The organism is Terrirhizobium terrae (assembly GCF_030323265.1).
GTDB lineage: Bacteria > Pseudomonadota > Alphaproteobacteria > Rhizobiales > Rhizobiaceae > Neorhizobium.
In genome coordinates, this window is the sequence record NZ_CP104992.1 from 809,116 (window position 1) to 828,947 (window position 19,832).

At 60.4% G+C, this 19,832-nt stretch carries 17 protein-coding genes and 5 pseudogenes; 8 read left to right on the plus strand and 14 right to left on the minus strand.

The window, feature by feature from the left end; genetic code table 11:
* Window positions 1-23 precede the first annotated feature (23 nt).
* Window positions 24-914, minus strand: coding sequence for a proline iminopeptidase-family hydrolase (locus N7E02_RS11950; RefSeq protein WP_286582152.1), 891 nt, complete (start codon window positions 912-914; stop codon window positions 24-26).
* A 135-nt stretch (window positions 915-1,049) separates the two neighbouring features.
* Between N7E02_RS11950 and N7E02_RS11955 the strand changes: the two genes are divergently transcribed.
* Together N7E02_RS11955 and N7E02_RS11960 are read left to right on the plus strand one after the other, a co-directional pair.
* On the plus strand, window positions 1,050-1,832 hold the full coding sequence (locus N7E02_RS11955; RefSeq protein ID WP_286582154.1) for a helix-turn-helix transcriptional regulator: 783 nt from the start codon (window positions 1,050-1,052) through the stop codon (window positions 1,830-1,832).
* 54 nt (window positions 1,833-1,886) lie between these two features.
* Window positions 1,887-2,801, plus strand: coding sequence for a proline iminopeptidase-family hydrolase (locus tag N7E02_RS11960; RefSeq protein ID WP_286582155.1), 915 nt, complete (start codon window positions 1,887-1,889; stop codon window positions 2,799-2,801).
* Between the two features lie 170 nt (window positions 2,802-2,971).
* Here the strand turns inward: N7E02_RS11960 and gfa are convergent.
* The 5 genes and pseudogenes from gfa to N7E02_RS11985 all read right to left on the minus strand — a co-directional run bounded on the left by gfa (window position 2,972) and on the right by N7E02_RS11985 (window position 8,474).
* Window positions 2,972-3,552: pseudogene (gfa, locus tag N7E02_RS11965) on the minus strand (S-(hydroxymethyl)glutathione synthase).
* A gap of 230 nt (window positions 3,553-3,782) precedes the next feature.
* A pseudogene (locus N7E02_RS11970) lies at window positions 3,783-4,911 on the minus strand (S-(hydroxymethyl)glutathione dehydrogenase/class III alcohol dehydrogenase).
* Window positions 4,912-4,999: 88 nt separating this feature from the next.
* Window positions 5,000-5,828 (minus strand): annotated as a pseudogene (locus N7E02_RS30055) (quinoprotein dehydrogenase-associated putative ABC transporter substrate-binding protein).
* Between the two features lie 67 nt (window positions 5,829-5,895).
* Complete coding sequence (locus tag N7E02_RS11980) at window positions 5,896-6,420, minus strand: c-type cytochrome, methanol metabolism-related (protein ID WP_286582156.1); 525 nt, start codon at window positions 6,418-6,420, stop codon at window positions 5,896-5,898.
* Window positions 6,421-6,554: 134 nt separating this feature from the next.
* Window positions 6,555-8,474 carry a methanol/ethanol family PQQ-dependent dehydrogenase gene (locus N7E02_RS11985; protein WP_353622879.1) on the minus strand — a complete coding sequence of 640 codons (1,920 nt, stop codon included), beginning with the start codon at window positions 8,472-8,474 and terminating at the stop codon, window positions 6,555-6,557.
* A 415-nt stretch (window positions 8,475-8,889) separates the two neighbouring features.
* Between N7E02_RS11985 and N7E02_RS11990 the strand changes: the two genes are divergently transcribed.
* Complete coding sequence (locus N7E02_RS11990) at window positions 8,890-9,234, plus strand: hypothetical protein (RefSeq protein WP_286582157.1); 345 nt, start codon at window positions 8,890-8,892, stop codon at window positions 9,232-9,234.
* A gap of 29 nt (window positions 9,235-9,263) precedes the next feature.
* On the opposite strand, the gene N7E02_RS11995 is transcribed toward N7E02_RS11990, so the two are convergent.
* Window positions 9,264-9,473, minus strand: a complete 210-nt coding sequence (locus N7E02_RS11995) for a hypothetical protein (protein WP_286582158.1) — start codon at window positions 9,471-9,473, stop codon at window positions 9,264-9,266.
* Between the two features lie 251 nt (window positions 9,474-9,724).
* Between N7E02_RS11995 and N7E02_RS12000 the strand changes: the two genes are divergently transcribed.
* Window positions 9,725-10,105 (plus strand): c-type cytochrome, encoded by a 381-nt coding sequence (locus N7E02_RS12000; protein ID WP_286582160.1) that lies wholly within the window; start codon window positions 9,725-9,727, stop codon window positions 10,103-10,105.
* A 141-nt stretch (window positions 10,106-10,246) separates the two neighbouring features.
* Here N7E02_RS12000 and N7E02_RS12005 read toward each other — a convergent pair whose 3' ends face one another.
* The 6 genes and pseudogenes from N7E02_RS12005 to pedA1 all read right to left on the minus strand — a co-directional run bounded on the left by N7E02_RS12005 (window position 10,247) and on the right by pedA1 (window position 15,251).
* On the minus strand, window positions 10,247-10,744 hold the full coding sequence (locus N7E02_RS12005) for a hypothetical protein (RefSeq protein ID WP_286582161.1): 498 nt from the start codon (window positions 10,742-10,744) through the stop codon (window positions 10,247-10,249).
* Window positions 10,744-11,519 (minus strand): annotated as a pseudogene (gene pedC / locus N7E02_RS12010) (lanthanide ABC transporter permease protein PedC). The gene N7E02_RS12005 and the pseudogene pedC overlap by 1 nt, the downstream one beginning before the upstream one ends.
* 89 nt (window positions 11,520-11,608) lie before the next feature.
* The gene (gene pedB, locus N7E02_RS12015) at window positions 11,609-12,433 is read right to left on the minus strand and encodes a lanthanide ABC transporter ATP-binding protein PedB/LutE (protein WP_286582163.1); all 825 of its coding nucleotides are present in this window, start codon (window positions 12,431-12,433) and stop codon (window positions 11,609-11,611) included.
* A gap of 73 nt (window positions 12,434-12,506) precedes the next feature.
* Window positions 12,507-12,998 (minus strand): cupredoxin domain-containing protein, encoded by a 492-nt coding sequence (locus tag N7E02_RS12020; RefSeq protein ID WP_286582164.1) that lies wholly within the window; start codon window positions 12,996-12,998, stop codon window positions 12,507-12,509.
* A gap of 36 nt (window positions 12,999-13,034) precedes the next feature.
* Window positions 13,035-14,015 (minus strand): YVTN family beta-propeller repeat protein, encoded by a 981-nt coding sequence (locus tag N7E02_RS12025; RefSeq protein WP_286582166.1) that lies wholly within the window; start codon window positions 14,013-14,015, stop codon window positions 13,035-13,037.
* 33 nt (window positions 14,016-14,048) lie between these two features.
* A complete protein-coding gene (pedA1, locus tag N7E02_RS12030; RefSeq protein WP_374730719.1) occupies window positions 14,049-15,251 on the minus strand; it encodes a lanthanide ABC transporter ABC transporter substrate-binding protein PedA1 in 1,203 nt (400 codons plus the stop codon).
* Window positions 15,252-15,486: 235 nt separating this feature from the next.
* Between pedA1 and N7E02_RS30315 the strand changes: the two genes are divergently transcribed.
* The 4 genes and pseudogenes from N7E02_RS30315 (at window position 15,487) to N7E02_RS12045 (ending at window position 19,131) form a co-directional block, all read left to right on the plus strand.
* Window positions 15,487-15,582, plus strand: coding sequence for a pyrroloquinoline quinone precursor peptide PqqA (locus tag N7E02_RS30315; protein ID WP_510185307.1), 96 nt, complete (start codon window positions 15,487-15,489; stop codon window positions 15,580-15,582).
* Between the two features lie 204 nt (window positions 15,583-15,786).
* Window positions 15,787-16,086, plus strand: coding sequence for a pyrroloquinoline quinone biosynthesis peptide chaperone PqqD (gene pqqD / locus N7E02_RS12035; RefSeq protein ID WP_286582168.1), 300 nt, complete (start codon window positions 15,787-15,789; stop codon window positions 16,084-16,086).
* Between the two features lie 25 nt (window positions 16,087-16,111).
* Window positions 16,112-17,235: pseudogene (gene pqqE / locus N7E02_RS12040) on the plus strand (pyrroloquinoline quinone biosynthesis protein PqqE).
* A gap of 780 nt (window positions 17,236-18,015) precedes the next feature.
* Window positions 18,016-19,131: a GGDEF domain-containing protein gene (locus tag N7E02_RS12045; protein WP_286582169.1), complete on the plus strand. Its 1,116-nt coding sequence runs from the start codon at window positions 18,016-18,018 to the stop codon at window positions 19,129-19,131.
* Window positions 19,132-19,191: 60 nt separating this feature from the next.
* On the opposite strand, the gene N7E02_RS12050 is transcribed toward N7E02_RS12045, so the two are convergent.
* On the minus strand, window positions 19,192-19,794 hold the full coding sequence (locus N7E02_RS12050; RefSeq protein WP_286582170.1) for a DedA family protein: 603 nt from the start codon (window positions 19,792-19,794) through the stop codon (window positions 19,192-19,194).
* Window positions 19,795-19,832 lie beyond the last annotated feature (38 nt).

Consider the following 19,832-nt stretch of genomic DNA (forward strand, 5'->3'; position numbering starts at 1 on the left):
GCTGTCTTTCATCGATCTATGCATCAGTTCGGCCTGTTGCGGGCGAGGAAATCGAGAAGCGCCGGATAATAATCCGTCGGGTTTTCGTAGAACGGCATGTGGCTGGCATTGGCGATGACCATGAGCTCCGCATTCGGGATGGCGAGCTTCATCTTCAGCGCGCAGGCCGGGGTCAGCTCGTCATGTTCGCCGCAGGTAATCAGCGTCGGCACGGTCATGCCCGGCAGGTCGGGGATACGGTTCCAATCCTTCAGGTTGCCGATATAGAGGAACTCGTTCGGTCCCTGCATCGTGCCGTAAGGCCCCATGTTCCAGTCGTCGAGCGACCGATTGACCGGTGCCGGCCATTCAGGCAGGCGGCAGACGTGGCGGTAGTTGAGGATCGTCACGGCGGCCAGATATTCCGGATGGTCGTAGGTGCCCTGCGCCTCGTGTTTCTGCATCATCGCCACCGTTTCCGGTCCGAGTGCCGCGCGCAGCCGCTCCAGCTCCGAAATGAGGTGCGGCATGTCCGCCACCGTATCCTCGAGTATCAGTGTTTGCAGGTTTTCCGGATAGGTCAGCGAATAGTCGATGGCGAGCCATCCGCCCCAGGAATGGCCGAGCATGTGGACCTTGCCGAGATCGAGTGCCTTGCGCACCGTCTCGGTCTCCTCGACATAGCGGCCGATCGTCCAGAGCGACGCGTCTGTCGGCCGGTCGGAGGCGCCGGTCCCCAGCTGGTCGAAGGCGACGACGCGGTAACCCTTGTCGATCAGGCAGGAATGGGCTTCCCGCAGATAGTCGCAAGGAAGGCCCGGCCCGCCATTGAGGCAGAAAACCGTCTCCGGCCCATCGCCGAAACTGTAAGCGACGACCTTGTGGCCGTCGACCTCGACCTCATGTCGAGCATCGGGCTCGATCTCACGCCACATCGCGCACTCCGGCAAAATTTCGCTTGCTCAATATTTGAGCACCGCTAATTTTTACCGCAAACGTTATTGGGCGCCAGCTATAAGAAGTGATAGGATCGGCGCATTAAGGGGCTGTGGAGCCGGGGATGCCACGGAATGCTTGACCAAATCGGCACGATCAGAAGCCAGTTCACGGCTCATGAGACGCTGGACGGCCGTATCGACCAGATCTTCGAAGCGATGAAGGCGATCGGTTTCGAGGCACTGATCTATGACTACACGCCGGTTCCCTACGATCTCGACGGCGCGATCATGATCCCGTCGCTGCTGAAGCTGCGCAATATTTCCGAGGACATGCACGACTACTGGTTCGATCGCGGCTATTTCCGCATCGACCCGGTACAGCAGGTGGCGCTGCGCACGTCGACGCCGTTTTTCTGGAATTACGACGCAGATGTCGACACGCTGATCCGCCGCTTCATGACCGAGGATACCGCCCCTGTCGCGCGCTATCTCAGCGAGCGCGACATGTCGACCGGCGTTACCGTGCCCGTCCATATGCCGCGCGGCGACTATGCGACCGTCACCGGCGTACGCTTCGGCGGCAACCGGGAATTCGAACGCCACGCGCTGCGCTACATCGCCGACTTCAACCTGCTCGCACACGTCTTCCATGAGACGGCCTATTCGCTCTTCGATCCGACGACATTCAGCGCCGGCAAAGCGAGGCTGACGGAGCGGGAACGCGAATGTCTGCGTCACTCCGCCGAGGGCCTTTCAGCCAAGGAAATCTCGCGCATCATCGACCGATCGGTGCCGACCGTCGTCATGCACCTCAATGCGGCGGCGAAAAAACTGGGCGCTCGAAACCGCACCCAGGCCGTCGTGCGCGCCACCCATTACCGCCTGCTCGAAGACCGCCCATCCTATAACTTGTGATAGCTGCCGCACCTCCTGTCGCCACGTTATGCTTTTCCCATGGACTGTAACGACATGGAGATGAACGTGCCTGCAACAGCGTCGAAGGAAGCCTTCCTGCCCTTTCGCGAATACCGGACCTGGTATCGCGTCACCGGCTCGCTCGACAGCGGCAAGCTGCCGCTCGTCGTCGCCCATGGCGGCCCCGGCTGCACCCATGACTATGTCGACAGCTTCAAGGGCATTACCGAAATCGACGGTCGCGCCGTCATCCACTACGACCAGCTCGGCAATGGCAATTCCTCCCGCCTGCCGGAAAAGGGGCCGGATTTCTGGACCCCTGCCCTCTTCCTCGAAGAACTCGACGCGCTTCTCTCCCATCTCAGCATTCAGGATCGCTATGCCTTTCTCGGCCAGTCCTGGGGCGGCATGCTCGGGGCCGAACATGCCGTGCGCCAGCCGAAGGGCCTGAAGGCCCTCGTCATCGCCAATTCGCCAGCCAACATGCGCACCTGGGTGTCAGAGGCCAACCGCCTGCGCGAGGAACTGCCGCAGGACGTCCAGGAAACGCTGTTGAAGCACGAGCAAGCCGGCACGATCACCGATCCGGAATATATCACGGCATCGCGCGTCTTCTACGACCGCCATGTCTGCCGCGTTTCACCCTGGCCGGCGGAAGTGGCCCGCACCTTCGCCATCATGGACGAGGACAATACCGTCTACCGCAACATGAACGGTCCGACGGAATTCCACGTCATCGGCACGATGAAGGACTGGACGATCGAGGATCGCCTGCACCTGATCGAAGCGCCGACCCTCAAGATCTCGGGAAAATACGACGAGGCCACGCCGCTGGTCGTCAAGCCCTATGTCGACAAGGTCAAAGGCTGCGAATGGGTTCTGTTCGAAAACTCCAGCCACATGCCGCATGTGGAGGAAAAGGCGCTCTGCCTGAAGACGGTCTCCGAGTTCCTGTCGCGCTTCGACTGATGCCGTAAGCGCGAAATGCCCGACCCTACACGGCTGGATGAAAAAGGCGACACTGGCTTATCGGACGCCAGCCCTCACCCCGGAAAAGGCCGACAAATGGCGAGACGGGCCATATGGCGCATCTGCACCATATGGCCGCTAGCCGTCGAAACCAGCTACCAAGGCCTTGATCAGGCCGGAAGCGCCCCGGACTTCTTGGCCACCCAGGTGGCAACGTAGTCCATCAGCCCTGGCGACAGGCAGTCATAGGGCTCCAGCCCCAGCTCCTTCAGCCGTCCGCGAATGCCATCCATGCGACCCGGATCGACACCGGATTCGATGATCGAAGAGACGAAGGCAGCAAAGCCCGGAGGCGCCCAGCCGGCCTCCTGGAACCTCTCGGGATGGATGAAATCCAGCCCCTGGAATGCGTGCTCGCGTTCAACCGGCCCATACATATGCACGCCGCATTGCTTGCAGGCATGCCGCTGGATGAGCGCCGACGGATCGACGACCGCGAGCTTGTCGCCGTTTTCCTGCACCGTCACCTTGTCATGCGGCACGACGGCGACGATGGAAAAGTCTGCCCCTTCGGCTTCCAGCACTTGGTGCAGCCGCAGGCATGGTTATGGGCCACCTGTCCCTCGATCTTCACCTTGACCGGCCGGTCGGTGCATTCGCAGACCAGCGTGCCGCCGGAAAACCCGGCCCCTTCCGGCTTGATACCGCCATCAATCGCGGGATGAATACGGATCTGAACTGCACTGTCCATTGCGCTTCTCCTCCTGTTTCGAGGTCCGTCCGGCTTATCGGCGGCTGCCTCGCCTCCAACTTGAGATATCGGCTCGAGACCAGAGTTTCCCGGCTCAGCCTCCTCTGTTGTCATCGCCTGATCCGCATGTGACGCAGAGATCTTGATGACGTTCTGCTGAGAAACCTGCGGCTCTCGTTCATTTGCTTCCGATGCCCGCCAGGCAGACGCCACGCAGGCAATCGAAAGCCTCAGTATATCACCACCCCGCGGATGCTTTCGCCCGAATGCATCAGCTCGAACCCCTTGTTGATCTCTTCGAGCGGCATGGTGTGGGTGATCATCGGGTCGATCTGGATCTTGCCTTCCATGTACCAGTCGACGATCTTCGGTACGTCGGTGCGGCCGCGCGCGCCGCCGAAGGCCGTGCCCATCCAGTTGCGGCCGGTGACCAGCTGGAACGGACGCGTCGAGATCTCCTGGCCCGCTCCCGCAACGCCGATAATGACCGACTTGCCCCAGCCGCGATGGGAGCTTTCCAACGCCTGGCGCATCACCTTGGTATTGCCGGTGCAGTCGAACGTGTAGTCGGCGCCACCGATCAGGTCGTTGCCGCGCTTCGTCATGTTGACGAGATAAGGCACGATGTCGTCGCCGACGTCCTTCGGATTGACGAAATGGGTCATGCCGAACTTTTCGCCCCAGGCCTTGCGGTCAGGGTTGATGTCGACGCCGATGATCATGTCGGCACCGGCCAGACGCAGACCCTGCAGCACGTTGAGGCCGATGCCGCCGAGGCCGAAGACGATCGCCGTCGAGCCGATCTCGACCTTGGCCGTGTTGATGACGGCACCGATGCCGGTGGTCACACCGCAACCGATATAGCAGATCTTGTCGAAGGGTGCGTCCGGATTGACCTTGGCGACCGCGATCTCCGGCAGCACCGTGTAGTTCGAGAAGGTCGAGCAGCCCATGTAATGGTGGATCTTGTCCTTGCCGATCGAGAAGCGCGACGTGCCATCCGGCATGACGCCCTGGCCCTGGGTTGATCGAGATCGAGGTGCAGAGATTGGTCTTGCGGCTGGTGCAGGAATAGCACTCGCGGCATTCCGGCGTGTAGAGCGGGATGACGTGGTCGCCCTTCTTCACAGAGGTGACGCCGGGTCCGACATCGACGACGATGCCGGCGCCCTCATGCCCGAGAATGGCCGGAAACAGACCTTCCGGATCGGCTCCAGAGAGCGTGAAATCGTCGGTATGGCAGATGCCGGTCGCCTTGACCTCGATCAGCACTTCGCCCGCCTTCGGGCCTTCAAGCTGGACCGTCATCACTTCCAAGGGCTTGCCTGCCTGTACGGCAACTGCGGCGCGGACATCCATCTTTCCCCACTCCTCCCCACACGATTGGCGGCGATCCGCCGCTGTCCTCAATTGTCGGCCAACCACCTTAGGCTGACCATCGTGCCCGCTAGTTGATCCTCCGATCGTGCTCGTCGAGCAGAGGCACATTGTAGTCCAGCAGCAGCTTTTCGATCCGCGGCTGGTTGTCCTTGATGAAGGCGTTCAGCACGCGCTTCCAGCTCTGGTCCGACGGACGCACGCCCATGGTGATGCGATAGATCATCCGCTGGCCACCCTTCTCGTGGATCAGCGGCACGACAATCATCTCGCTCTCGGCACGCGCCGCATAGTATCCCGCCATCGGCCCCCAAAGCACCGCGGCATCGATCGCGCCTGCCTGCAGATCACGCATAGCGACCTCCGCCATGGAAGGAAGCGCGCGCGTATCGACCATCAGCGGATAGACCTTGGCCTTCCCCATCAGCTTGGCCGCCGCCATGTTCGCGGTCGGAGGCGTTCCTCGACCACCCCGATACGCTTGCCCGCCAATTTCGGGTCGGCCAGCGTTTCGACACCCGCCAGCTCGCTGCTCTTGCGGTAGATCAGCACATAGGCGGATCGATAATAGGCATTGGTGTTCTGCACCAGTTCATCGCCTTGAGCGTAGCCCATGATGATATCGCATCTGTTGGCACCGAGCGTGTTGCGCACGAAGCCCATGATCGTGGGAAACCAGGTATAGGCAACCGACTTGCGGCCCGTTTCTTCCGCCACCATTTTCGCCAGCTTGTCCTCGAACCCTTCTCCGCTTTCGTCTGAAAACGGCATGTTTGAGGATCTGCACAGACACGCAGAACATCCGGATCGACCAGTTCGCCGGCGGCGCCGAGACCTGCCCCTTGCGCATGCGCAATCTGCGGGCCGACAGCGATCAATGCGGTAAGCGCAACCGCCAGACAGGCAACCCTGCCCCCGGCCCTTGCCGTCCAAACCCGTGCTGCGAACCCGCCTCGCTCCCGCACATCAGCCTCCCATGCAGGAGGCTTCGAAATCCTTCGCCCCTTGTGGCTTGTCGACTTTCTTCGGCGGCCGCCCTCTCGGTGCTGCCCCGACCGCGCGGGCCCGCAGATAGACGTAGAGATCGTCCATGTAACAGTAGACATTCTTGTTGTCGCCGAAGGCCGGCATGACATTCTCCTTGCCGCCGCCGACATTCTTGCGACCTTCCGCCACGATCGACAGGAAGCTCGCATAGTCGATGCTCTTCATGCTGTTGACGAGCGCCGGCGCATAGCTTGAGCCCATCCCGTCGGGACCATGACAGACATGACAGTCCGAATGGTAGCGGCGGTAACCGCTGAATGTGTACCAGTCGACGGTGCCATCCGGCTGGAACTTGAATGTCGGACTGCCCTCCGCATCCATGTATTTTCCGTCCTCCTCCGTCACGGCGGCGGCCTTTTCCTTGGTATCCTCCGCCAAAGCGGCATCGGCGATCAAAAACGGGACTACGGCGCCAAGCGCAAAAGCGGCTGTGCGAAAATTCATTGAGAACCTCATAGCTCATACAGGTCGACGTCACATGTGTGCCCGCCGGCAAGCAGGCTGATCGGAAAAGTCGCTTTATGATGAGTGCGGGCCGCGCCCGGTGGGCACGACCCTGCGTTATTGTCGTGGATGCGTCAGTCCGGCAGGCCGAAGACCATCAGCTGCCCGCCGAGCGTCGTGTAGTCCGCAAGCGCGGCGTAACCGCCGACCGCGCCGAGACCAGCCGTTCCGACGGTCGTTGCTTCATCGCCCCGTTCGCGGCCCTGGTCGACGGCATCGTGCCAGGCAGCGGCATTTTCGGGAGACAGGAGACCACCGGCCAGGCCGATCGCCGCCCATCCGCCAACGCCCGAAAGCAGGGCGATATACTGCTTGCCCTTGTGCTCGAACGTGTTGATGTTGCCGATGATTCCGGACGGCGTCTTGAACCGGTAGAGTTCCTTTCCGTCCAGATCGACCGCCTTGATGTAGCCCTCCAGCGTTCCGTAGAAGACGACGTCTCCGGCCGTGGCGAGCGCGCCCGACCAGACCGAGAACTGTTCTGGCTTGGACCAGACGATCTCACCCTTGGCCGCATCCCAGGCAATGAAATTGCCCATGCCGCCATGGCTGTCCGGTGCCGGATACATGGACACCGTCGCCCCGACATAGGGCTGGCCGGCGGTGTAGCTCACCTTGTAGGGCTCGTAATCCATGCAGACATGGTTGGTCGGCACGTAGAACAGACCGGTTTTCGGCGAATAAGTCGCCGGTTGCTGATCCTTCGTTCCGAGAGCAGCGGGGCAAATTCCGGTGGAATTGGTATCCTCGCCGTTCTGATGCGTGGAATATTGGGCAACCACCTGCGGCCGGCCATACTGGTCGCTGTTCGGATCCATCACGACTTCAGTCGCCCAGTTGACCTTCGGATCGTATTTCTTGGCGACCAGCAATTCGCCGCTCACTCGATCCAGCGTATAGGCAAAACCGTTGCGGTCCATGTGCACCAGCACGTCGTGCTTCTTGCCGTTGACCTCCATACCATCGACGAGGATGTTCTCGTTGACGCCGTCATAATCCCACTCGTCATGCGGGGTCATCTGGTAGAGCCATTTCGCCATGCCCGTGTCGGCATCGCGCGCCATCAGCGTCATCGACCAGCGATTGTCGCCCGGGCGCTGCACCGGGTTCCAGGTAGAGGGATTGCCGGTGCCGTAATAGATCAGGTTCGACTTCGGATCATAGGAGAACCAGCCCCAGGTCGTCCCGCCGCCGGTCTTCCACTGCTCCCCTTCCCAGGTGTTCATGCCGGAATCCTTGCCGACCGGCTTGCCGAGATGGGTGGTCTTTTCCGGATCGATCAGCGTTTCGGCATCCGGCCCGGTCGAATAGGCTTTCCAGGCCAGCGAGCCGTCTTTCAGGTTATAGGCGGCCGTCCAGCCGCGTACCCCGAATTCGGCACCCGATATGCCGATCAGCACCTTGTCCTTGACGACGAGGGGCGCAGCCGTCCCGGATTCACCCTTGCCGCCATCGTCCTGGTCGCCGTTCTTGACAGACCAGACGACCTTGCCGGTCTTGGCATCGAGCGCCACCACCGTCGTGTCCGCCTGGTTCAGGATGATCTTGCCGTCGCCGTAAGCGACGCCGCGGTTGACGGTATCGCAGCACATGATGCCGATGACGTTCGGATTCTGCCGCGGCTCGTATTTCCAGAGGATCTTGCCGTCATTGTTGAGATCGAGCGCATAGACGATGTTCGGGAAGGGCGTGTGGATATACATCACGTCGCCGATCACCAGCGGCCCGCCTTCATGACCGCGCAGGACACCGGTGGAGAAGGTCCACTTCACCTGCAGGTTCTTCACGTTGTCCTTGGTGATTTCCTTCAGTTCGGAATAGCGATGATTGGCATAGTTGCCGGTCGGCATCGCCCAGTTCTTCGAATCTGCGGAAAGCTTGCCGAGATCGTCATTGGCGAGCGTCGTTCCGGCCAGGCCGGCGACCAGGATGCTCGCGGTCGCAAGTGGCAGGAATGCATTTGTTGCAAAAATGGGTTTTACAGATAGCCGCATGTGAAATCCTCCCGATGCTTTTTAATTCGCGCGGGTTCGCCATCGCCAACCGTCGCGCGCTTCAGCGCAGCCAAGTGATTTTCTCAATGTGCGGGAAATGCTTTCCGTCAGCGTGTCACGGCCAAGGATGAACAGAGGGCACCTTACTGCCAATCCAACAGACCTGCGGATCCTGCCCCTCCCAAAGACAGAACCTTGAAGTCGGAAACTGTGACGACGATAGGGTATTACATCATGACCGGCAAGTGTATTATTAACAGTACATTCAGGTCAAAGTACAATTGCTGCCATGCGACATAATTTATTGCGGATGCTCATAAATAATACTGAATAACTCAAAGCATAAAATGAAAGATGATCATTGAACATATTTTGAATATCGAGAGTAGAACGTCGTCACTTTGGGAGATTTTCGATGTCTATCGGGACTTTGCGGCTTACGTTTTTCTTCGCTTCACTCGGTTGCGCTGCGACGGCATTGGCGAACACCGACTATCCTACGGTTGCAGTTTTTGACTATGTTCACGGCTGCATGAAAGCCAACGGCGAAACACGAACTGCACTTCAGAGTTGTTCATGCTCGATTGATGTCATAGCCTCGATCGTGCCCTACGAGCGATACGAGGCGGCAGAGACATTCATCAGCCTCGGGCTTCAAACGGGGGAGCGTGGCGTGCTGTTTCGGCAAGGCGCAGTGGCCAAGGCAGCAGTTTCCGAATTGCGCCGCGCCCAGGCGGAAGCGGACGTGCGCTGCTTCTGAGCGACGCGATCAAGACCGGTACAGAACTGTCAGATATCGCGTCCCCTGTCGGGAAATCCGCATGTCCAACGCTTAATCTTAAGGGTCGGGTGTTCCTGAGACCACTTGGCGATATAGGTCGGCGCCAGCATCATGCATTGGAAAAGCGAGCCACGATCTTCGAAATAGAGGTGCTCCTCACGGCAGCGGGCCGGATCATTCAGCAGGCAAACCGTTAGCACGAGATCGACCAGGTTCATCGGGCAAACTCCACAGCAGCTCAGCTCCGCAAGGCCGCGGCCTCACTACGGGAGCCCCATGGAGTGCCAGACTACGCGCAGCCCAAAAGCGCGTCAATGCAGGCAGGCACACGCGCCTACAACCTAATTTTGTAACATTGCTTCGTTTGCCGATGTTGACTTGGGGCCCACGCGAACTACCCTTGCGTGTGCAGACACGACATCAGGACCGGGAGATCCCCTTCGTCGTAACTGCCTTTGGGAGGAACTCTATGCGTGCCATCTGTTTTATTGGCGCCATCGGCTTCATGTTGCCGATGGCGGGTCATGCCTTTGGCCAGGATGCGGCTGCGGGCGAAAAGGTATTTGCCAAATGCAAGGCCTGCCATGTCTCCGATACCGACCAGAACAAGGTCGGCCCATCGCTGAAAGGTGTCATCGGGCGGGCAGCCGGCTCGCATGCCGGCTTCAAGTATTCCGCGGCCATGGCGGACGCCGGCAAGGGCGGCATGGTGTGGGACGAAACGACCCTCACAACCTATCTTCACGACCCGAAAGCCACGGTCAAAGGCACCAAGATGGCGTTCGTCGGCTTGAAGGTGGACAAGGACGTGGCCGATGTCATCGCCTATCTCAAACAGTTCTCTCCATGAGCGGCGAGCATCATCACTTTTCCGGCGGCGCCTCGGCCAGTGTTTTCACCAGGGCATAGAGGCGCTGCTCGATCAGTGTCGGCACTTCGCAGACGTAGGTCAGCGAGTGCACGCGCTCCTGAAAGATGCGTGTCTGGAATGTCAGCCGCTCCGTACGGACGGCAACCTCGTTGCTGTCGGCTCCCGCCTTGCTGCGCAGTGCATCAACGGCCGAGGATTCCGCCGTAGATCGGCCGCCATGTCCCGCTGGCGATGCGCATAGCGCGCGATGCCGGAGATGACGTGGCTGCGCTCCCCATTCATCTTGTCGAACAGCCCCTGGATCAGCATCGCGGCGCGTAGCGATCGCTGCTCGGGTGGCAAACTATCCCGATAGGCCTTGAGCCGTTCCTGAGCCTCGGCCAGCGGCATCCGGCGCGCCGCAAGCTCCTCGACCATTTCGGACAGGACTTCGTCATTCTCCCAGTCCGCTGCCTCTGCCGGTAGCGGCGGCCCGGTCCAGATCTGGCCGAGCGACAATTCCGGCACCTTGCGCTGGATGCAGGGCCAGTCCGGATCGTCACCCTGGGCGCCGTTGGCAGGCAGACAGGAGAGCGAGACGAAGCCGGCAGCAATGAGTATGTGCCTGATCGAGACCATCAGCCGTTACCTCCCGTATCGCGCTTGCGGCTGAGCAGTCCGTTGGCCGGGTCATAGGCTAGGATCGCGCCGCCGAGAAAAAGCACTGTAAAGCCGGCGACGACCGCAAGCGATATCCAGTCGAGCCGGCCATAGAGCGCGAAGCGGATCAACTCGACCGCATAGGTGAAGGGGTTCGCCTGGCAGATGCGGAAAAGGAGCGGGCTCGCTTCCTGGATGCGCCAGAGCGGATAGAGCGCCGAGGAGGCGAAATACATCGGGAAGATCACGAAATTCATGACGCCGGCGAAGTTTTCCAGCTGCCGGATCATCGACGACAGGAGCATGCCGAGCGAGCACAGCATCATGCCCGCGAGAAACAGCGCGGGCAGAACGGCGAGATAGCCGATCGGCGGCGGCTTGACGCTCCAGAACCAGGCGACGGCCAGGAACACATAGACCTGCACAACCGAGACCGAGACACCCGCCAGAAGCTTCGCGACCAGCAGGAACCAGCGTGGAAACGGGCTGACGAGCAGGGTGCGCATATTGCCCATCTCCCGGTCGTAGACCATGGACAGCGACGACTGCATGCCGCTGAACAGCAGGATCATGCCGCAGAGACCCGGCGTGATATAGACCTCGTAGAGCACATAGGTCTTGTAGGGGGAATGATCGACACCCCGAGCACCTGGCGGAAGCCCGCGGCGAAGATGAACAGCCACAGCAGCGGCCGCACCAGCGAGGAAACGAACCGCTCCCGCTGATTGAGGAAGCGCAGTCCCTCGCGTAGCATAATGCCCCTGAGACAGGCCAGATATTGCCCAAGGCCGAAACCGCGTGGAGCGACCTCTACGGATTGATGATGGATGCCCGCGCTCGCAGTCATCGCTTCGCCCTCGCTGCCGGCAACGGAGAAAATCCGCCGGTGGATCCGGGACCGGCGGGGCCGGCAGCCAGACCGCTCAGAGCCGCGAATGCCTGCCTTATGTCGCCCGTTCCGGTGCTGGCGATGATCTCGGCAACCGCGCCCGAAGCCAGTACCTTGCCGCGATCGAGGATCACGACGTCGTCGCCGTCATCCACTTCGTCGATGAGATGGGTAGCCCAGAGCACACTGACGCCCGTCTCCGCGACTAGCGCACGGATCGACGCGAGGATCTCCGCCCGCGATCGAATGTCGAGCCCAACGGTTGCCTCATCGAGCAGCAGAAGCGAGGGCCGGTGCAGGAGAGCGCGCACGATTTCGACGCGACGCATCTGGCCACCGGAAAGGTTTCTCGCCTTCTCATGCAGCTTGTCGCCCATGTCGACCTGTGCCAGCAGGGCCTTGGTCCGTGCCAGCGCCTCCTTGCGGCCGATGCCGTGCAGGGCTGCGTGATAGGACAGGTTCTGCGCGATACTGAGATCGAGATCGAGCGTACGCGCCTGGAACACGATGCCGAGCCGTCTCAAGGCTTCTCCCGGCACACGCCGCACATCCCGGCCGAAGATGCGGATTACACCCTGCCTTGTGTCATAGAGATGGCTGATCAGCGAGAACAGCGTCGTCTTGCCGGCACCGTTCAGCCCAAGCAGTACCGTGAAACGCCCGACTGGGATGGAAAAGGATACCTCGTCGAGAGCCTTCTTGCCCCCATAGGCATGGCTGACCTCGATGACTTCAAGAGCCAGCGCTTCCACCCTGCCATCCTCCATATCGGCATGCATTTCTTCCGCTCCTCCCATGTTCGAGCATGCTGGCGACATCCTCCCGAAGCCGCCAGCTGCCCATCATCTTGCGCTATTTAATCGTGATCGTTCCCTTCATGCCCTTGTCCGCCAGATCCGGCACGGACCATGTGTATTGCCCGGGCCGCACCGCGGTGAACTGCACCTGCATGGTGCCCTCGCTGTCGAATTCCAGCCAGGCTGGCGCGCCGTTCATGTGAACCTCGAGATCGTTGATGACGATCTGGTTCATCCAGACATTGCGGAAGAGATCGGTGACGAACTTGTATTCGAGCCCAGCCGCAGAGGTGATTTTCCAGCGATAGCCCTGGCCTGCGACCAGTTCGAAATCCTTGCGGTTCACCACAAAACTGTCCTTGGACGATCCGAGGATGAGTTCCGGCACATCCTTGCTGGCCCGGGTGACCTTCTCCGTTGCCGCCGTGGGCTTGGCAGCCGGCTGGTCATCATCGTCGTCGTCATCCTTGTCCTGCGCCAGGCCCATGCCTGCCGACAGAAAGATTACCGCCAGTGTCGCGACTGCAAATTTCCGATATGCCTGCATTATCTTCTCCTCCTCTTCGCTCCTCAAAATCCGTGCTCACTTCGGCGAGACCACCACACCCCATGGCATCGCGCCGACTGTCACTGACTGCACGGGCTCGTCGGTCGCCACGTCGATGAAGGTGATGTCGTTGGAGACGCCATTGGTGCTGATGATGGTCTTCTGGTCGGGGGTGAAGGCGAGCTGCCACACCCGTTGGCCGACCAGCACGTATTTCTCCACCTTGTAGGTAGCGGTATCGACCACCGCCACGCGGTTTGCCGGACCGAGCGCCACATAGGCCTTCTTGCCGTCGGCGGTGATGCGCACACCGACCGGCTGGATCGCTTCCGATCTCAGGCCGGCGATCTCGAAGGTAATCTTGTGCTTCACCTCGCGGCTGTCATTGTCGATCACCGAGACCGTGCCGCCGATCTCAGCGCTAACCCAGACTTCCGACCCGTCCGGCTTGAATTCGGCGAACCGCGGCCGTGAATCGACCAAAACGTTGTCAGTAATCTCGTGGCTGTCCGTATCGATGAAATGCGCCATGTTCGTCGTCTCCGACGTATTCACCATGGTCTTGCCATCGGGGCTGATACCCATGCCTTCCGGCTCGACACCGACCGGGATTTCAGCCAGCACATCGCTGCTTTCGATGTCGATAACGGTGACCAGATTGTCGTCCTCGTTGGCGACATAGAGCGTCTTGCCATCGGGCGAGAGAACGAACAGTTCCGGGTCCGGCCCCGAAGGCAGTTGGCCGACGATCTCATGGGTCTCGGTATCGATCACCTCGATCGTGTCGTCGTCGCTGGCGCAGAGATAGATGAACTTGCCGTCATGAGAGATGGTGATGCCGCGCGGCCGCTGGCCGACGGGAAGCGTCTTCACCACCGCGCCGGTCGCCGTGTCCACCACCGTGACCGAATTATCCTTCTCGTTCGAGACATAGGCCATGAAAGCTTCCGCTTCCGGCGCCGTGCAGGTAATCCCGGCAGCAAATGCGATGGCAGCAAAGGTCGTTCTGTTCGACATGTCGGCCCCTCCCAAGGCTCGTTCGCAATCACCCTATTTCAGCACGCATTTCGTCTCCGGCTGGTCGATGCCGAGCGTGTCGAGCTCGGAAAACTGATGCAGAAACCCCTCCTGCGGTGAGGTCGACACGACCGATCGCCCATCGCCGAGAAAGATCGGCTGCCTGAGCTGCCAGTTCCATTGCCGGAAGGTCAGCTTCTGCCCCTTGAAGGCGGCGATCGAAAAGTCCTCCGAGCGGATGAACCCTGCAATCTGGCCAACATCCGTGCTGCGCGTCCGCGTCGCCGCCTCGCCGATGATGCGCACGGCAGTCCAGGCCGACATGTCCTTCGCCAGCATGCGCCGGCCGTTGGCCTTGGCAAACCGGTTCTGGATCTGCGTGCCGCCCCATTGTTCGCTGGCGGGGTGCCATGCGGTCGGGATCAGCCCCGCCGTGCCCGCCACCGGCCGCGGCTGCCAGGTGCGAAACGGCACGTAGGTACCGAAAACCTCGCTTTCGTCAGCTACCAGCAGGACATCGTGGTCCGGCAGGCTCTGGGTAAAAACCGGCATCTGCCGCTGGATCTGCACCACGCCACTATCGGTCCGCCGCGCAGTACCCGTGTCTGTGAACTCTTTTTCCGCAACGATCTCGCCGCCGAAACGGGTAGCCGCGCGTCTCAGGGCATCGGCAAAGAGCCGGTCTCCCTCATGCGATCCATAGATCAGCGCCCAGCGACGCCACTGCTTCCAGATAAGATACTGCGCCAGCCCGTCGGCCAGCATGCTGCGCGTCGGCGCGACGTGAAAAACATCGGCGCGGCAGTTCTCCTCGCGCAAACTGTCGTCAGCTGAACCGACATTGAAGACTAAGATACCCTTGGCCTTGGCCGCATCTGCGATGGAAAGAAGCTGGCGGGCAGAGACATCCGCGACGATGGTGGTAACGCCTCTCTTCCGCAGGTCCTCGAATGCCGGGATCACATCCGCATCGAGCTTCACCTCGACTACATCGAGCGAGAATGCCTGCCCGAGAAAACGGCCGGTCGTGTTGTTGTCGGTGATTGCCACCTCGGCGCCCGCAACGCCTTCGTCGCGGGGCGCTACATCTAGTACGGAGAGCGTCAGCTGAGGTTCATAGGCCCTGATATAGCCGAGCCTCAACTCAACAGGCGGCTCGCCTTTGGAAGGTCGCTGGGCGACCGCATTGCCGCCAATGAGAAGAGTAAGAAAGAAAGAAACGGATAGAACAAACACATAAAGCACCGCGACCCATCCTCCGGCGGACATCGTACAGCAGCTCCGACGCGGGGCCGGATCAGTACGTTTCATTCGGTGCCTAGGTCAGCCTATCCAAGACGATCGAAATTTCAACCTGAAAACAGAGGCCTTCGCTCAAATTCGCGCGATGGTGGCGTTCTGATCTTGGATATGAGAAATATTGGAGTAGGATGATCTTGTCAGAATGTTTTTATGAGGAAGGAGGAGCCCCATGAAAAAGACCTGGAAGAAGCCTGCAATGTGCACCGTGGCCGTCGGCATGGAAATGTCCCGTTACTTTCCTGCTCAGCTGCCAGCGAAGAAATAGGCACTGTCCGCCGTCCTCTCCGGTATATCGGATGGGGCGGCACACCCACGGCGAGCGCGACTATATCAACTGCCACGAAGGCGGGAAGGTATTGTAGTGGCTGCAATCCGGACGCCCCATGAAATCGGTGCACGTGCGGTTCAAAAGCTGCGCCACATGCGGTGGTGGCTGGCAGCCACCTGCGCAGAATAGGGGCTGGTAGGTATGAGAAATCTGAACCGCACACGGCACATCGTATCACCCCACTCCACACCCGCATTGAAGCCCCATGTGCGGCTGCAGTTCGATCCCGTGCGCGGAGCCTGGGCCGTCCTTTCACCGGAAAAGGTGTTCTGGCCGGACGAGGTAAGCCTCGACATTCTAAGACTCTGCGACGGCAGAACGCCGCTCGACCGCATTCTGCAGGACCTGTCCAGCCAATACGATGCACCCGTCGCTGAAATCGCCGAAGACGTCGAGATATTCCTGCAGGAATGGTCCGACCGGGCGCTGGTGACCCTATGAGCACGGCAATTCTACCCCTATCGGAATGTTGGCCGAGCTGACGCATCGCTGTCCGCTGCAATGCCTTTATTGCTCCAATCCGATCGAACTCCTGAAGGCCAACCGGGAAATGCCGACCGAGGCATGGCTTTCGCTTTTCGAGGAGGCTGCCGATCTCGGCGTGCTGCAGATCCACCTTTCCGGTGGTGAACCGACATTGCGGTCCGATCTCGAGTTGCTTGTCGCCACCTTGGCCCGGCGCGGCGTCTATACCAACCTCATCACCGCGGGTGTGGGCATCGCCGAGGGCCGCATTCAGGCACTGGCGGATGCCGGGCTCGATCACGTCCAGATCAGTTTTCAGGGCGCCCATGCGCCTACCACGGAGAAGATCGGCAATAACCGCGGCAGCCACGAGAAGAAGATCCGGACTGCCCGGCAAATCCGCGCCGCCGGCCTGCCACTCACCATCAATGCGCCGATCCATCGGCACAACATCGCCGAAATCCCTGCCTTCATCGAGCTTGCTCTTGAGCTTGATGCCGAACGGATCGAGATCGCCAATGTCCAATATGCCGGGTGGGCGCTGCTCAACCGCGAAGCACTGATGCCGGACAGGGAGACGGTGGAGCGAGAGGTCGAGATCGTCCAGCAGGCGCAGGAGGAACTGCATGGCATTCTCACCGTCGATTTCGTCCCGCCGGACTATTTCGCCATTTACCCGAAACCCTGCATGGGCGGCTGGGCACGCGACGCCTTCATGGTGGCCCCGGATGGCACGGTCCTTCCCTGCCATGCGGCGGGAACCATCCCGAACCTCACCTTCGATCGCTACGGCGAAAAAGCCTGTCCGACATCTGGCGCCATTCACCAGCCTTCAATGCCTTCCGCGGTACGGATTGGATGGCTGCGCCGTGTCGTAGCTGCGATCGCAGGGAGATCGACTGGGGCGGCTGTCGCTGCCAGGCCATGGCGATTGCCGGCAATGCCGCTGCCACGGACCCGGCTTGCATCAAATCCCCGCTGCATAACCGCATGAAAAGCCTGATTGAAAAATCCCTCGCCACGGACGGGGATCAATTTCGCTATCGCCGCATCGGTATGGGAAACCAATCGAAGCCCGACGCCCCTCAGCCTGTTGAGACCGCGTTATCCGGTCACGAAGCCTAGGCGGCGCATAAGCCCCTCGACGACACGGAGCAGACGCTCAAGACCAGGCCGGCTTCTTGCAGTTTTCTGCCATCGCCTGACAGAGCCGAAGCCTCACTGCGATCCGTTCGATCTCCACATTTTCCTGTAACTGCATTGCAACGTTTGCCGTGTAGCGTCGGCCCATGTTTTGGGACGATTTACAAAAAGCAATTTTGACGACCGTGCTGGGCCTTGCGATACTCGCGTCTCTGGCCGCCACGCCGCTTGCCGCCGCCGAACCCGTGAGCATTGGAAGCTCCTGCTGGGCATCCAGCCGTTTGTCGGAGGATGTCACCGCGGTCGCCCGGACGCCCGAGCGCTGGATCTGCGGGGATCAGACCTATTCGCTCTCAGGCGAGCGGGTGCTGCTGCGTTTCGATATAGCGGGCGGTGAGACGTCTCCCCAATACCTCTTCTCAAGACGAAGCGCGCTTGAGGCCATACATCTGCTGGCAATCGATCAGGACGGCGCCATGCGACAGAACAGTCTGCCCGCTGGTGACCTGCAAAGCTCCCTGCGCGGGGGCTATTTCAAGGCCCACCTGCCTGGTGTGACAGGCGACACGCGTCAGGTCGTCGTGGCCTTCGATCTGCCGAGCCATCGGATGACGCTTGAAAGAGCCTATCTGGCGCCAACGGATCTCGCCCTCGGCTCGAATTTCCTGCGTCCATTGCTGATCCTTGCCATGCTCGCCGGCATGCTATTCATGCCGCTCATCTTCAACGCGGCCTTTTACCAGAATCCTGCGCGAACCATTCGTGCTTTGGCATTCGGCGCTGACGATCTCGTTGCTGTTGACGATTTTCATCTCATCCGCGCTTGCCGTCGTTCTCTTCGATCCACCGGCAATGACGCTGAGCTGGATGACGACGGTGACCTTCGGCCTGACGGTCGCATCGGGGGCGATGTTCACCTACAGCTTCATTGAACCCGGCCGCATGCATCCCTTGCTGCGCAGGGCACTGCCTTACTGTGCCTGCTGGGCGATATTGCTGAGCACATTTCACGCGGCATTTCCCTTCGTCGCGCGCCCGATGCATTCGACCGTATATACGGCGGCCTTCGCGCCAATTCTCGCGATCTTCCTCTTGGCGGTAACCGATGCCCTGTGGCGCGGAAGCCGCGCAGCCAAATTCCAGGCGGTCGGCTATATACCGATAATCATTACAGGGCTGGTCCGTCTCGTCACCGGCGTGGTTCCATGGTTGGAAAGCAACGATGCCATGCTCCTGTTTTATGCAGGCTGCGCCTGCGAAGTGCTCTTCACCACGCTCGGCGTGGCCGACCGTTTCATGACGATCAAGCATCAGCGCGACAATGCGCGTTTCGAAGCCGATGTCCTGAAGCGCTTGTCCGAGCGCGACCCGTTGACGGGGCTGCTGAACCGGCGGGCGATCGAACAGAACTTCGAAAAGTACCAGGCCGATGGCTATCACACCCTGGCGGTTCTCGACCTTGATCATTTCAAGACCATCAACGACCTGCACGGCCACGGGACCGGCGACGCCGTGCTGGTTGCCGTGGCGCAAGTCCTTCAGGCTGACCTGCAGGTTCATGCATTCCGCCTCGGCGGCGAGGAATTCGTATTGCTTGTGCGCGGCGAGGATGCTCATCTGCGGGCCGAGCGCCGGCGTCAGGCAATCCCCGCCGCGGTCGCGAACGCCGTTTCAGGCCTTGGACATCCTGTCACGGCCAGCATGGGCATAGCGGGCTCGCCGCTGGATGCCGAAATGGGGTTCGCGGAACTCTATCGGCAGGCAGACACGTTGCTCTACGAAGCCAAACTCGCCGGCCGCAATCGAACCAAAGTGACGCTGCCGCAGGTACCGAAGAATAGCGTGGATTCAGCTTTCAACGACGCAGCCTGTGGTTGAGAAGAATGCTATCTTGACCGACCACATCTCCAGCATCACCTGAGGCAGCGGACCAATCGTTCACGCGTGCTCATGCTTGTAGGTTGCGACCCGGTAGATGTAGATGGCGATGAGGAGGACAAGGACCACCGTCGAAACCGGATCGACATAGTCCGCGACGACGCTGTAGGCCTGCCCCAGCAAATATCCCGCCATGGCAAGCCCCGTGGTCCAGATGAATGTGCCGATGGCCGACAGCGCGAGGAATTGTCCGAGCGACATGGACTCGATGCCAGCCGGCACGGATATCAGTGTTCGTATGGTTGGAATGAGACGGCCGACGAGGACGGAGACCTTGCCGTGGCGCTTGAAACGTTCCGCCGCCGCATCTACGTCCGATGGGGACATGGTAAGCCATCGACCGTGGCGCGAAGCAAACCGCTTCACTCCTTCATGACCGAGCTTTTTGCCAAGAAAATACCAGGGCAGGATCCCTAGCAGCGAGCCGACGGTGCCCGAGGCGATGACCACCAGGATATTCAAGTCGCCACGCGTCGCAAGGTAGCCGGCAAGCGGCATGATCAGTTCCGACGGGATAGGCGGAAAGATGTTCTCCAGAAACATGAGCAGCGCAATGCCGAATGGCCCAAGCGTTTCCATCATCGTGTGAACCAGTCTTTCCATTTTGTTCCTCTCGCATTGGCGTGCTGCCCAACGCGCGA